This is a genomic window from Bacillus sp. MHSD_36, assembly GCF_030757775.1.
Taxonomy (GTDB): domain Bacteria; phylum Bacillota; class Bacilli; order Bacillales; family Bacillaceae_G; genus Bacillus_A.
On sequence record NZ_JAVBIS010000006.1, the window covers coordinates 91,905 to 105,293 of the forward strand.

General features: G+C 35.7%; 13 protein-coding genes. 8 read left to right on the top strand and 5 right to left on the bottom strand.

What is annotated here, in order from left to right:
- Window positions 1-359: 359 nt before the first annotated feature.
- Together Q9B79_RS21925 and Q9B79_RS21930 are read left to right on the top strand one after the other, a co-directional pair.
- Window positions 360-647, top strand: coding sequence for an ArsR/SmtB family transcription factor (locus Q9B79_RS21925; RefSeq protein ID WP_000081429.1), 288 nt, complete (start codon window positions 360-362; stop codon window positions 645-647).
- 191 nt (window positions 648-838) lie between these two features.
- Complete coding sequence (locus tag Q9B79_RS21930; protein ID WP_000382683.1) at window positions 839-1,018, top strand: acid-soluble spore protein H; 180 nt, start codon at window positions 839-841, stop codon at window positions 1,016-1,018.
- Window positions 1,019-1,058: 40 nt separating this feature from the next.
- On the opposite strand, the gene Q9B79_RS21935 is transcribed toward Q9B79_RS21930, so the two are convergent.
- Both Q9B79_RS21935 and Q9B79_RS21940 read right to left on the bottom strand, forming a co-directional pair.
- Window positions 1,059-2,408: a peptide MFS transporter gene (locus Q9B79_RS21935; RefSeq protein ID WP_306187599.1), complete on the bottom strand. Its 1,350-nt coding sequence runs from the start codon at window positions 2,406-2,408 to the stop codon at window positions 1,059-1,061.
- A 380-nt stretch (window positions 2,409-2,788) separates the two neighbouring features.
- A complete protein-coding gene (locus Q9B79_RS21940; RefSeq protein ID WP_306187601.1) occupies window positions 2,789-3,754 on the bottom strand; it encodes an ABC transporter substrate-binding protein in 966 nt (321 codons plus the stop codon).
- Between the two features lie 172 nt (window positions 3,755-3,926).
- On the opposite strand from Q9B79_RS21940, the gene Q9B79_RS21945 reads away from it, so the two are divergent.
- Genes Q9B79_RS21945 through Q9B79_RS21955 form a run of 3 tightly spaced genes read left to right on the top strand, consistent with a single transcriptional unit; the run spans window position 3,927 to window position 6,820 of the window.
- Window positions 3,927-4,931, top strand: a complete 1,005-nt coding sequence (locus tag Q9B79_RS21945; protein WP_306187603.1) for a FecCD family ABC transporter permease — start codon at window positions 3,927-3,929, stop codon at window positions 4,929-4,931.
- Complete coding sequence (locus Q9B79_RS21950; protein WP_000760048.1) at window positions 4,928-5,986, top strand: FecCD family ABC transporter permease; 1,059 nt, start codon at window positions 4,928-4,930, stop codon at window positions 5,984-5,986. Before Q9B79_RS21945 ends, Q9B79_RS21950 begins: the two co-directional genes overlap by 4 nt.
- A gap of 12 nt (window positions 5,987-5,998) precedes the next feature.
- Window positions 5,999-6,820, top strand: coding sequence for an ABC transporter ATP-binding protein (locus tag Q9B79_RS21955; protein ID WP_306187606.1), 822 nt, complete (start codon window positions 5,999-6,001; stop codon window positions 6,818-6,820).
- Window positions 6,821-6,847: 27 nt separating this feature from the next.
- On the opposite strand, the gene Q9B79_RS21960 is transcribed toward Q9B79_RS21955, so the two are convergent.
- Window positions 6,848-7,579, bottom strand: a complete 732-nt coding sequence (locus Q9B79_RS21960) for a class I SAM-dependent methyltransferase (RefSeq protein ID WP_306187608.1) — start codon at window positions 7,577-7,579, stop codon at window positions 6,848-6,850.
- Window positions 7,580-7,792: 213 nt separating this feature from the next.
- Between Q9B79_RS21960 and Q9B79_RS21965 the strand changes: the two genes are divergently transcribed.
- The 3 genes from Q9B79_RS21965 to Q9B79_RS21975 are packed head-to-tail and all read left to right on the top strand — an operon-like array spanning window position 7,793 to window position 10,470.
- Entirely contained in the window at window positions 7,793-8,983 is a 1,191-nt protein-coding gene (locus tag Q9B79_RS21965) for a glycine C-acetyltransferase (RefSeq protein ID WP_306187611.1), read from the top strand.
- Between the two features lie 44 nt (window positions 8,984-9,027).
- Window positions 9,028-9,993, top strand: coding sequence for an L-threonine 3-dehydrogenase (locus Q9B79_RS21970; protein ID WP_306187613.1), 966 nt, complete (start codon window positions 9,028-9,030; stop codon window positions 9,991-9,993).
- Between the two features lie 54 nt (window positions 9,994-10,047).
- Window positions 10,048-10,470, top strand: coding sequence for an NUDIX hydrolase (locus Q9B79_RS21975; protein WP_306187614.1), 423 nt, complete (start codon window positions 10,048-10,050; stop codon window positions 10,468-10,470).
- A gap of 38 nt (window positions 10,471-10,508) precedes the next feature.
- Here the strand turns inward: Q9B79_RS21975 and Q9B79_RS21980 are convergent, their stop codons facing one another.
- Window positions 10,509-12,392 (bottom strand): vWA domain-containing protein, encoded by a 1,884-nt coding sequence (locus Q9B79_RS21980; protein ID WP_306187616.1) that lies wholly within the window; start codon window positions 12,390-12,392, stop codon window positions 10,509-10,511.
- 3 nt (window positions 12,393-12,395) lie between these two features.
- Window positions 12,396-13,289, bottom strand: coding sequence for an ATP-binding protein (locus Q9B79_RS21985; protein WP_306187619.1), 894 nt, complete (start codon window positions 13,287-13,289; stop codon window positions 12,396-12,398).
- Window positions 13,290-13,389 lie beyond the last annotated feature (100 nt).

Sequence of the window (13,389 nt, forward strand, 5' to 3'; positions counted from 1 at the left end):
TTCCTTTTAGTGTAACAAAGAGGTTAAATATACGCCGACTACTTTACGAAAGGTTATCAATTATAGATGGTATTTTACGATATCATTACTGCACATTGCAATGAGGTGAAAATATAACAAAAAGCCTGATAAAACAACGTTTGCAAGCAAAGTATTTGCAGACCGCTGTTTTGCTTTTTCGTTATATCATATAGTATAATATTCAAAATCAGCAAGGAATTTTTCCTGAGTTCTTTGTTGGTTAAGATGGAAAAAATTTTCGGCTTTATAAGTTGATAAAGTTATGTCGTAACAGGAAATATAAGAACAGATATATAAATAAATAAAAAGAAAATAAAAACGAAAATGAGGGGAACTTTATGAGCCAAAATCAATTCGAATGTCGTATTTCAGAAGAAGATGTACAAATGTTAAGAGCGTTAGCGCATCCGTTGCGTCTACGTCTAGTAATGGAACTAATGCAACGTGGAACTTGTAATGTAACACAATTACAGGAAGTGTTAGAAATTCCGCAATCAACTGTTTCGCAACATTTAACGAAATTAAAACAAAATAAAGTAGTACGCTTTGAACGACGAGGGTTAGAAGTGTATTATCAAATTCATAATGATAAAGTAAGTGAAGTAGTAAAAACATTATTTTCTTAAAATTTGAATATTATGGAAAAAAGACGTATGGGATATACGTCTTTTTTATTTGTCAGAAAGGTGATATGAGAGTAAATGTTAGCATGTAAGGAAGAAAAGGCTATCACTTTACATGTTGCTATATGGAATAGATTCTAAAGGGAAAAGAAAAGATAGAAAGGAGTGCAGTAAGTAAAAGGAGGAATAGTAGAATGGATGTAAAACGTGTGAAACAAATTTTATCTTCTTCAAGTAGAATTGACGTTACATATGAGGGCGTACCAGTATGGATTGAGAGCTGTGACGAGCAGAGTGGAGTTGCTCAAGTGTATGATGTATCTAATCCTGGAGAAAGCGTTCACGTGAACGTGACGGCTTTAGAGGAGAAGTAATAGAAAAGACGCTTCTAAATGTTTAGAAGCGTCTTTTTATTTATTCCATCATATGTGCAATTTTCTTAGAGAACATAAGAAGTACTAATCCGAGTACGATTACGATAACACCGATACTTGCGAATACTTCTAAATATCCTAAAGATTGAGTGAAAGCAGCTAATTGTCCTGCTAATAAGTTTGCGAAGCCAGTACCAGCTAACCATACACCCATTAATAATGATGCTAATTTAACAGGAGCGATTGCACTTACCATAGATAATCCGATTGGTGATAAGAATAATTCACCAATTGTATGGAACATGTAAGTGAATACAATGAATAGTAAGTTTGCCTTCATTGTAATGTTGCCTTCGTCGCTACCAGTTTTTAATACAGCTAAAGTTAGAACTAAATATCCAATCCCTAGTAAAATCATACCAAATGCCATTTTTGTTGGGATTTTCAAATCACCATTTTTTGTTTTTGAAAGTTTAATCCATAATGCAGAAACAGGTAATGCTAGTAAGATAATGAATAGTGGGTTTACAGATTGGAACCAAGGTGTTGGAATTGTAAAGCCACCAATTGTACGATCCACAAACTTATCAGTGTAAAGTGTTAAAGAACTACCAGCTTGTTCAAATCCTGCCCAGAAGAATACAACGAAACAAGTTAAAATTAAAATTGCAGCAGTACGTTTTTTCTCTTGTGTTGTTAAAGGTTTTTTCTCAATTGCTTTTGCATTTTTTTCTTTAGATTGTTTACCTACAACAGTTGTTCCGATAGATCCTAAGTAACGAGGTGCTAGTAAATTAAATATAATCTGTCCAATAACCATACCAATACAAGCTGTTAAGAATCCATATTTATAATCTGCGAAATAACCACAAATGATTGGAGCGATAAGAGCGCCTAAGTTAATTCCCATGTAGAAGATAGTGAAGGCACTATCACGACGAGAATCGTTTTCGCTATATAATTGACCTAATAAAGTCGAAATATTTGGTTTGAAGAATCCGTTACCAATAACTAATAATCCTAATCCTAAGAAAACTCCAGTTTTCGTGTTCATTGAAAATAGTACGAAGTTACCAATTGCCATGATGATACCACCAATAGTAATGGCGTGACGTTTCGATATGAAATGGTCAGTTAGCCAACCGCCGATAATTGGTGTGAAATATACTAGCATTGTGAAAATACTGTAAATTTGTACGGCAACTGTTTTATCAAATCCTAAACCGCCACCTATTAAGCTCGTTGATAAATAAAGAACTATTAAGGCACGCATTCCGTAATAGCTAAATCTTTCCCATGCCTCTGTAAAGAACAACAAGTATAACCCTGGTGGATGTTTCTTTGGTGATTGTTGCTCTCCAGCTTTGTCTAACTTTAAAGCTGCATCCATTTTTGTTTCCCCCTAATCCTGTATAACGGATATTTATGTAATCATTTTAATTTACAAAATATTTAGAAGTCAATAGAATTATATGGAAATAGAAAGAAAATTCCTAAAAAGTTCTATTGTTCTTCGACCGTTACTGTATTTTGCCCTGAAAACGAGATGATAAGCGTTTTCAAATGTAATAATTGAATTCTAAAAGAAAATAAAATAGTGATTAATCAGAAAATTTAGATTAAAATATTTATTCTGATATAGAGAAAATACATTCTATTTACTTTTATAATATAACATATTGGGAATAAAAATACAAAACGAAATAATGTGACATTTAAGTGAATTGAAAAATAACCAGCTCCATAGAAGGGAAGCTGGTTAGGGAAGTATTATTTAACAAAGCGTTTTTCGATATCATCTAATAGTAGGTTAGCAGCCATTACACCACCAGCTGTATTCCAAATAACATCGTCAACTTTGTATGCTTTACCATTTTTCACTGCATTTAAGTTTTTAAATAGCGGATCATTGATATATTCTTTTTCTAATTCAGAGCCTTTTTTCTCGTTTCCTTTATCGAATGTGAAGTAGAATAATACATCTCCATCCATTGCAGAAATGCGTTCTTTAGATACGTTACGCTCTGCGAAGTCATCTTTATTTTGATCGCCAGGACGTTTAAATCCAAGTTCTTTTAAAATAACACCAGAGAATGTATCACCATGATAAATACGAACATCACCAGGCATGAAGCGAACCATAGAGATTTCTTGATTTACTTTATCACCTAGTTTGGCTTTTAAATCTTTCATACGTTTATCGTAATCAGCTAAAACCTTTTGGCCTTCTTTTTCTTTATTTAATGCTTTTGCATAAAATTTGAAGTTATCTTTCCATTCACCACGTAGCGTTTCAGAGAACACAGTAGGTGCAATCGCTTTTAGTTGCTCGTACACTTTTTCGTGACGCATTTTGTTACCGATAATTAAGTCTGGTTTTAAAGAAGCGATTGTTTCTACGTTCACTTGTCCTTCATCACCAACAACTTTTACATCTTTCATTTTATCTTTAATATGTGGATACCATGGATCGCCAGTCCAAGATTTTACAGCCCCAACTGGTTTCACACCTAGCTCAAGTAAAGCTTCAGTTCCTTCATTTGTTAAAATAACTACACGTTTTGGATTCGCAGGAACTTCTGTTTTACCCATTGCATGTTCAACTGTAATCATTTCTTTTTTCGTATCTTCTTTTGTTTCTTCTTTCGTATTTGATTTTCCACAAGCACTTAAAAGTAATGAGAAAGCTAGTAAAAATACAAATACTGTAAACGATTTCTTTCGCATGAAATTCATTATGTACCCCCTACATATTGAGAAGTTTTTTCAATAGCAAGCATGATATTAAGCCTTTATCTTATGATTGTCAATACATACGGTTGAAAATAATTCTCATTTCCGTTGACAATGCGAATTAAGTTGAAATACACTTACAACGTATCATTATACATTGAAGGGGAAACGCTGCATGTTATTAAAAACAAATCAAGCAAAATGGATTGGATTATTTGTTGGAATCATTGCAGTCATTATTTGTATTTGGGGAAGTATTATTTTCGGATATACAAATACGAGTTGGAAATTAGCATTAGATGCTTTTTTTCATTTTAATGGTTCCAATGAACATATTATTATTCAAAATGTGCGTCTACCAAGGGCGTTAATTGCAGCTAGTGTTGGTGCTAGTTTAGCCATTGCTGGTTGTCTTATGCAAACTTTAACGAAGAATCCACTTGCTTCTCCAGATTTTATTGGATTAAATTCAGGTGCTGCTTTCTTCATAGTTGTAGCAATTGTTATTTTTTCCGTGACATCACTATCAGCTTTCACGTGGATCGCCTTTTTGGGGGCAGCAGTTGCAGCTGTACTTGTATTTGCTTCTAGTTCTTTAGGAAAAGAGGGGACAACGCCTCTTAAATTAACATTAGCGGGGGTCGCAATTAGTGCGTTATTTTCATCATTAACACAAGGATTACTTGTTTTAAATGAAAAGGCGCTTGAAGAAGTATTATTTTGGCTTGCCGGATCTGTGCAAGGAAGAAAGTTAGAAATTTTACAATCTGTATTCCCATATTTATTAATAGGCTGGATTGCATCTATTATGATGGCAGGGAAAGTAAATACATTAATGATGGGGGAAGATGTTGCAAAAGGACTTGGTCAAAGAACGATTTTAATGAAATCATTCATACTACTTATTATTGTCCTGTTATCTGGTGGTTCAGTTGCGGTCGCTGGTCCGATTGGATTTATTGGTATTGTTACTCCGCATTTTGCCAGATTTCTTGTTGGAGTAGATCACAGGTGGAGAGTACCGTATAGTGGCTTGTTAGGTGCAATACTATTAATCTTAGCTGATATAGCAGCAAGATATGTCATTATGCCACAAGAAGTACCGGTAGGGGTTATGACAGCATTTATCGGGGCCCCATTCTTTATTTATATTGCACGTAAGAGAGGGCTTAGCAAATGAAGAAGTATATTCCGTTTCGTATAGGAAAAGGCGAGCTCTCGTTTTTAATGTATAAACGAGCTTGTCTCGTCTTATTCAGTTTACTAGTTGTTTTAATAGGATTATTTTTTGCGAGTGCAGGTATGGGAGACATGAAAATTGCTCCTTATGATGTATGGCAAGCGATCACTGGAAATGGCGATGCGATGTCCAATATGGTTGTAAATAAATTTCGTATGCCACGTATTTTAATTGCTATTCTTGTAGGAATCGCACTTGCGGTAGCAGGATGTATTTTACAAGGTCTCGTCCGAAATCCACTTGCTTCTCCTGATATCATCGGGATTACAGGTGGTGCAAGTGTTGCAGTTGTACTGTTTTTAGCTATATTTAGTGATAAAAATAATGCGCTAACTGTAAGCATTCATTATATGCCGTTAGCAGCTTTTGTTGGGGCAACGATTGTAGCGCTTTTTGTATATTTATTTGCATGGAGAAATGACGGGTTATCGCCGATTAGTCTTGTTTTAATTGGTGTTGGGTTTTGGGCATTAACGAAAGCGGCAACGACTTTGTTTATGTTATTAGCGCCAATTTATCAAGCGAGTCAAGCGAATGTATGGATTACGGGTACTGTTTACGGTTCTTCATGGCAAAACGTCATGGTACTTGCGCCGTGGGTTCTCATTTTAACGGTAATATCATTTATAGCTGCTAGACATTTAAATGCGCAAGAGCTAGGGGATGATATTGCGGTAGGACTTGGTGTTCCTTTAACGAAGTCACGCATATTCATGTTATTACTTAGTACAGCTTTAATTGGTGGAGCAGTTGCCTTTGCTGGAGGAATTGGATTTGTCGGTTTAATGGCACCTCATATTTCACGAAGACTAGTTGGTTCTTTATATGGTGCATTACTCCCAGTTGCGGCAATCGTTGGTGCAATTTTAGTACTTGCTGCGGATTTAATTGGGCGTACAGTTTTCACGCCACTTGAAATTCCAGCAGGGGTATTTACATCAGCAATTGGTGCACCTTATTTTATTTATTTACTTTATAAAAGTCGGAATTCATAAAGGGAGATGAATATGCAAAAAGCATTGGAGACGAAACGTTTGACGTTGTCTTATGGCGAAACAATTATTATTGATGAACTGAATTTAGAAATTCCAAAAGGCGAAATTACAATCTTTATCGGTGCTAACGGTTGCGGAAAATCAACTTTATTACGCTCACTAGCTAGATTATTAAAACCAACAACTGGTGACATTTTATTAGATAATCAAGCCATTCAAAGTATGCAAACGAAGCAAATCGCTCGCCAAATGGCAATTTTACCGCAAGGACCGCAAGCGCCAGAAGGGCTTACAGTATTGCAACTTGTAAAGCAAGGACGTTATCCATATCAAACATGGCTGAAGCAATGGTCAGAAAAAGATGAGGAAATGGTACAAAAAGCCCTTGCAGCAACAGGTATGACAGAATTTGCTGAGCGTGATGTGCATGCTCTTTCAGGTGGACAACGTCAACGTGCTTGGATTGCAATGACGCTTGCACAAGATACAGATATCATTTTACTGGATGAGCCTACTACCTATTTAGATATGACTCACCAAATTGAAGTGCTCGATTTATTATTTGAATTAAATGAAACAGAACAAAGAACAATTGTTATGGTATTACATGATTTAAATTTAGCATGCCGTTATGCAGACAATATTGTAGCCATTCAAGATAAACAAATATATGCACAAGGTAAGCCAGAAGAAGTAGTAGATGAGAAGTTAGTACGTGATGTATTCCGAATGGAATGTCAAATTAGTACGGATCCGTTGTTTGGAACACCGCTTTGTATCCCTCACGGAAGAGGAAGACGTGTAGTTAAAGAAGTTGCTCAGGCAATGAGATAAAAAAACGATGAGTAATTCATCGTTTTTTTATTTGGTACAAGAAAATAAGAGGAAGAGAGGAATACGTAAGCGACGTTTATACTCTTCTTCATTTTGAAAATAGGCTGGATTTGGTGTAGCTTCTTTTAATGATGTAATGGTAAATCCGGCTTGCTGTAATAATGTGAAATACTCTTCCGTTGTACGATGATATTTAATAACTTCTTGGTCAATCCATGGTTCAACCCGTTTGCCTAGTTTAAAGTAATCATCGACGAGCCAACTCGTTCTTTTATCACTTGTTTGTAAGCTTTCAAACGAAGAAGTAATAACGGGATGTTGAACGCTAAAGGTAAAGGTGCCATTTGTTTTTAAGGTTTGAAACACATTTTGAAAAATGGTATCAAGATGTTCAATATAATGTAAGGCGAGTCTAGATGTTACTAAATCAAAAGTAGCAGGAGGGTAAGTGTAGTCTTTGAGGTTTAAAAAATGGACGGTCCCATTTTGATTTTCTAGTTGTTTTTTAGCATTTTCATACATAAGTTCAGAGCCTTCAATACCAGTGTAAGAGTGGCAGTCTTTTTCTAATAATTCCTCACCGAATTTAGCGTCACCACAGCCTAAATCGAGGATTTTCTTTCCTTTCACATCACCAATGAGTTGAAAGAAGGCTGGTTTTTCAATTGATTCATTTGGGCTATTTTCTCGGTATCTTCGTTTCATATATTGTTTGAAAAACGCTTCGTTATTATATACATCAGATTCAGTAAATGCCATGATTGAAGCCCCCTTAAATATTTTTTTTATTCTACCAAATATGAAAAGTAAATGATAGATTTCTTGTAATGAATCATATATAATCTAGAATTGTAAGCGGTTACTTTAAACTATTTTTCTATAATAAATTCTGAAAACGTGTTAAGCTAGTAGAGGGATTATTAGAACTATTAAGACAATAATTCGCTTACATGAACGATGGGAGGCTTCACGATGTCTAGTAAAACACTTGCAAAATTTTTAGAAGAAAATTTAGAGGATTTAAAATCAAAGGGGCTTTATAACGTAATTGATCCGCTTGAGAGTTCAAATGGACCGATCATTACAATTGGCGGAAAAGAATATATTAACTTATCTTCAAACAACTATCTTGGATTAGCAACAGATAGCCGTTTGCAAGAAGCAGCAATTGGTGCTATTCATAAGTACGGCGTTGGAGCAGGAGCTGTTCGTACAATTAATGGTACTTTAGATTTGCATATTAAATTAGAAGAAACAATTGCAAAGTTTAAACATACAGAAGCAGCGATTGCTTACCAATCAGGATTTAACTGTAATATGGCAGCGATTTCAGCCGTTATGGATAAAAATGATGCAATTCTTTCAGACGAATTAAACCATGCTTCTATTATTGATGGTAGTCGTCTATCAAAGGCAAAAATTATTGTTTATAAACATTCTGATATGGAAGATTTACGCCAAAAAGCAATCGCGGCGAAAGAATCAGGTCTTTACAATAAATTAATGGTAATTACAGACGGTGTCTTTTCAATGGATGGAGATATTGCAAAACTACCAGAAATTGTTGAGATTGCAGAAGAATTAGATTTAATGACATATGTAGATGATGCACATGGTTCAGGTGTACTTGGTAAAGGGGCAGGAACTGTAAAGCACTTCGGTCTGTCTGATAAAGTTGATTTCCAAATTGGTACATTATCAAAAGCAATTGGGGTAATTGGTGGATATGTAGCAGGGAAGCAAAACTTAATTGATTGGTTAAAAGTTCGTTCACGTCCATTCTTATTCTCTACAGCATTAACACCAGCTGATGCAGCAGCTTGCATGAGATCAATTGAAATCTTAATGGAAAGCACAGAGTTGCACGATCGTTTATGGGAAAATGGCCGCTATTTAAAACAAGGGTTAAAAGAACTTGGCTTTAACATAGGGGAAAGTGAAACGCCAATTACACCTTGTATTATTGGTGACGAAGTGTTAACACAAGAATTTAGTAAACGTCTAAATGAAGAAGGCGTATATGCAAAATCTATCGTGTTCCCAACTGTAGCAAAAGGAGCAGGCCGCGTTCGTAACATGCCTACAGCAGCTCATACGAAAGAAATGTTAGATGAAGCAATTCGTAAGTATGAAAAAGTGGGGAAAGAAATGGGTATTATTTAAGTAACGACATCTTTTGAATAGCTTGCAAATGAGGAGTGGGGATAATGAAAAAAATTCTAGTAACCGGTTCTTTAGGGCAAATTGGTTCTGAACTAGTAATGAAACTTCGTGATGTATACGGTGCATCAAATGTTATTGCAACAGATATTCGTGAAACAGATAGTGAAGTAGTAACGTCTGGTCCATTTGAAACGTTAGATGTAACAGATGGACAAAAACTACATGATATTGCAAAGCGTAATGAAGTAGATACAATTATTCATTTAGCAGCTTTACTTTCAGCGACAGCAGAAAAAAATCCGTTATTTGCATGGAATTTAAATATGGGCGGACTTGTAAATGCATTAGAAGCAGCTCGTGAATTAAACTGTAAATTCTTCACGCCAAGTTCTATCGGTGCATTCGGTCCATCAACGCCGAAAGATAATACGCCACAAGATACAATTCAGCGTCCTACTACGATGTATGGGGTAAACAAAGTAGCAGGAGAATTACTATGTGATTATTATTATCAAAAGTTTGGCGTTGATACGCGCGGTGTACGTTTCCCTGGTTTAATTTCTTACGTAGCTCCTCCAGGAGGCGGAACAACTGATTATGCAGTTGAAATTTATTATGAGGCGATTAAAAAAGGCACATACACCTCATACATTGCAGAAGGAACATACATGGATATGATGTATATGCCAGATGCTCTACAAGCGATCATTTCATTAATGGAAGCTGATCCAAGTAAACTTGTGCATAGAAACGCGTTCAATATTACAGCAATGAGCTTTGAGCCGGAGCAAATCGCAGCATCTATTCGTAAACACATTCCGACGTTTACGATGGATTACGCTGTAGATCCTGCTCGTCAAACAATTGCTGATAGCTGGCCAAACTCTATTGATGCAACAGCTGCAATGAACGAGTGGGGCTTTAAAGCAGAATATGATTTAGACAAAATGACAACGGACATGTTGGCTAAGTTAAAAAAAAAGCTCACAGCTGAGTTAGTGACGAATTAATAGGAAGGGTCGATTCTTAGGAATCGACCCTTTTAATTGAAGGAGAAAAGGAACATGCAAAGAGTTGACGTCGTATATGCACTCATACATGATAAAGAAACGGATAAAGTATTAATGGTACATAATGTAGAACAAAACGTTTGGTCATTGCCAGGCGGGGCTGTTGAAAAGGGTGAAACGTTAGAGGAAGCTCTAGTAAGGGAAGTGAAAGAAGAGACAGGTTTAACTGCCGTGGCAGGTGGACTTGTTGCGATCAATGAAAAATTCTTTGAAGAGTCAGGGAATCATGCGCTACTTTTTACATTCCGAGCAAATGTAGTAACAGGTGAGCTTATTGCAGAAGATGAAGGAGAAATTTCTGCAATAGAGTGGGTGGATAGAGCAATTGCAAATGAACGATTTCCATTCTACGATGGTGGATTCGAGGGATTATTAGAAGTAGCCATTCCATACAAGTTTCAACCAGAAACAAAGTGATTGAATAGAAAAACAGGAGCGACAACGCTCCTGTTTTTCTATTCAATCGTCTTCAGTAATAACTTTTTCAATAGCGGTTTAATTTTCAGACGTAAATCTTCAGCATGATTTGCCACTAAGAAGTGATGGTTATAAATATTCTTCATTAATTGGTAAGTTGCTTCTTTCGCTTCGCCTTCTTCGATGAAGATCCCGATTACTTCCATACCACTTTTACGAGCAAGTTTGACAGCTTCATGCGTATCTAAAATACCGTCTTGTTGATAGTCTAGCGCAGAAGGCTCACCATCTGTAAAGACAAGTAAGAATTTATGTTTTTCTGGTCTTTTCGCAAGCTTTTCAGAAACGATACGAATAATATATCCGTCGCGGTTATCTTCTTCTTCACGAAGTTGCATAATTTCAGGCCCAACGTTTGGGAGCGTTGAATTTTTATACGTTACAACCTCATGGATAACATTCGGCTTATCTTCAGGTTTAGCACTAGAGGCATCCTCCCAAAATCCGCTAATAGCGTGCGGGATTTTTAAAGATTTCAACGCTTCATGGAATAGGACTACACTCTTTTTCGTTTCTTCCATTTTGTTATACATAGAACCAGAGCAGTCCACTAACAGTTGGAATGCAACATCGAGTTCTTGTGATTCTTGTCCTTTTTTATAAAACATGCGCGGCTGCTTTTCAGTATAAATACGAAGGAATTTTTTACGAAGTCTTCCGTAATATTTATCACTATTTGCATTCGTTTTATTTTCAATCGTTTTTTCGATAATTTTCTTTAATTCTTTTACATCTTTATTAACGACTGATTTGATAGCTTGGTAATCTTTTTTCTCATCGGTATTTGCTTTGCGAGCTTCTTTAAATGTATGAGAAGCACCAACGTTATACTTACCGTATGCACCGTCGTGTTGGCTAGAAGCGTGTGAAGCTCTTGCTTCTTCTGTATCAGCGCCATCAAAGTTGGATTGTGTACTCTTTTGAGAAGTACCTTGTACAGAACCAAGTGCTTGGTCGCCATCTTCTGATTCACGAGCAGTATCGCCCATCATATTTGTTTTTGTTCCGCTTTCTAATTCAAAGCGTAAAAAGTTCTCGTTTTCGTTATTTTTATTTTCACGATGCCATGTAGAGAAACTTTCATCCATTTTGTTTTTATTTTCATCATCATCTATGAGCTGCGTATCATCATTTGCTAAATCTTCGACGCGACAGTTCTTTTCGTCTGCGATGACAGATAAATAAAGCGGAGCATGTCCGAAATAATTGTTAAGCATATCACTTTCAAGAAGTCCTTCTAAACGATAGCGAATTTTCTCAACGATATACATAATATCTTCCGTATTACGAGCTTGGAATGTTTCATGCAAAATTGCTTCAATTTGCTCGAAGTATTCATTATTAAACATTTCATATTTATCGCTCGTTAATGAAAGATAGCAGAGACAAAATAGACGGTCACCGTGATAGTTGCGAACACGATTGATTTCATTTTGTGAGCTGAAGTAATTGCGATACATTTCTTTTCTTCTTTTAAAAACATGCTTTGTGCCAGGGCGTAAGTTTTTTACGATTTCCTCAACACGTAAATCTTCTAATAGAACAAATAATTGTGTTAAAAACTTTTTTAAAGGTGATTCTTGTAATTCAATCGCATAAGAACGAATTAAAGTCATGTCCGAGTAATGTTTATTACCAAGTGCTTTTAAAAACACTTCGCTTTTTAATCCGATTACTGTATCCTCTTCTTTTCGATCATCCCAAAAGTGACTAATGACAACCTTTTTTTCAATTTCGTCGTAGTATGCTTTATAGCCATACTCAAGGTAGGCATCGTCTTCTTTTAGAAGAGCATACATTAAGTTTTCCATTTGTAGAAACAGCGACGCATCAATTTTTTTGTCACTAAAAATTTGTCTCATGAATTATCCCTCAAAGAAATAACTTTCTGCTAATTCACGGACAGTCATTTGTTCTGTTTCATCGTTTAATTTTGCGATAATACTACGTTCAATTGCACGCATAATAGGAATATATACACCTAAATCACATGCATCGATAATGCCACGAATACTTGCTGCTTCTTCACTTACACGTCCATCACGAGCTAAAGGCATAAGGTCGCTTGCAAATGCAACAAACTTTTCAATTGTTGCAACATCATTTAATTTTGATTCTGCTAATAATAGTTCTTTTAATGTATCACCTTGAATATAAGGAACTTCAATAATAACGAAACGGTTTTTTAATGCTTCGTTTAGTTCACTTGTACCAACGTAACCTTCATTAATTGCTGCGATTACACGATATTCTTCATCACCGTATACAACTTCTTGTGTAAACGGGTTAGTAATCATTTTACGGTAATCTAATGCACCGTGAAGAAGTGGTAACGTTTCAGGTTTTGCCATATTGATTTCATCAATATATAAGAAATGACCGCTCTTCATTGCCTTCATAAGAGGACCGTTAACGAATGTAACTTCAGATGCGCCATCTTTTGTTTGTAGTGTGTTGTATCCTAAAATACCTTCTACATCTAGATCAACAGAACAGTTAATGCTATGCATTGGTTTTTGGAATAAAGAAGAAAGAGTTTCAGCTAGTACTGTTTTACCACTACCAGTCGGCCCTTTTAATAGAATGTTTTTGCCAAGAAGAAGCGCTGTAATGGCATCTTCGATAATGCTGTTATCAGATGCTTTATATATTTTGGTACCGATTAAATGTGCATTTTCACCAGCTTCTTGTTTATTCTTTTCGTGAATGTTTGAGAGCTGTTGTTTTAAATCAGCATGTATATGAAATTGTTCTAACATGTATTTCCCACCTAACATTATTTTCATAAAGTAATACATCTTATGATAACTTGTTTTAATATGGTATGCAAAGAAAAGGAAAGGGGAGAAATACAAAAGA

What these genes read in the sequence shown, in the direction of transcription:
- Q9B79_RS21925 (WP_000081429.1), top strand. Translation starts at nt 360, where the DNA reads ATGAGCCAAAATCAATTCGAATGTCGTATTTCAGAAGAAGATGTACAA.
- Q9B79_RS21930 (WP_000382683.1), top strand. Translation starts at nt 839, where the DNA reads ATGGATGTAAAACGTGTGAAACAAATTTTATCTTCTTCAAGTAGAATT.
- Q9B79_RS21935 (WP_306187599.1), bottom strand. Translation starts at nt 2,408, where the DNA reads ATGGATGCAGCTTTAAAGTTAGACAAAGCTGGAGAGCAACAATCACCA.
- Q9B79_RS21940 (WP_306187601.1), bottom strand. Translation starts at nt 3,754, where the DNA reads ATGAATTTCATGCGAAAGAAATCGTTTACAGTATTTGTATTTTTACTA.
- Q9B79_RS21945 (WP_306187603.1), top strand. Translation starts at nt 3,927, where the DNA reads ATGTTATTAAAAACAAATCAAGCAAAATGGATTGGATTATTTGTTGGA.
- Q9B79_RS21950 (WP_000760048.1), top strand. Translation starts at nt 4,928, where the DNA reads ATGAAGAAGTATATTCCGTTTCGTATAGGAAAAGGCGAGCTCTCGTTT.
- Q9B79_RS21955 (WP_306187606.1), top strand. Translation starts at nt 5,999, where the DNA reads ATGCAAAAAGCATTGGAGACGAAACGTTTGACGTTGTCTTATGGCGAA.
- Q9B79_RS21960 (WP_306187608.1), bottom strand. Translation starts at nt 7,579, where the DNA reads ATGGCATTTACTGAATCTGATGTATATAATAACGAAGCGTTTTTCAAA.
- Q9B79_RS21965 (WP_306187611.1), top strand. Translation starts at nt 7,793, where the DNA reads ATGTCTAGTAAAACACTTGCAAAATTTTTAGAAGAAAATTTAGAGGAT.
- Q9B79_RS21970 (WP_306187613.1), top strand. Translation starts at nt 9,028, where the DNA reads ATGAAAAAAATTCTAGTAACCGGTTCTTTAGGGCAAATTGGTTCTGAA.
- Q9B79_RS21975 (WP_306187614.1), top strand. Translation starts at nt 10,048, where the DNA reads ATGCAAAGAGTTGACGTCGTATATGCACTCATACATGATAAAGAAACG.
- Q9B79_RS21980 (WP_306187616.1), bottom strand. Translation starts at nt 12,392, where the DNA reads ATGAGACAAATTTTTAGTGACAAAAAAATTGATGCGTCGCTGTTTCTA.
- Q9B79_RS21985 (WP_306187619.1), bottom strand. Translation starts at nt 13,289, where the DNA reads ATGTTAGAACAATTTCATATACATGCTGATTTAAAACAACAGCTCTCA.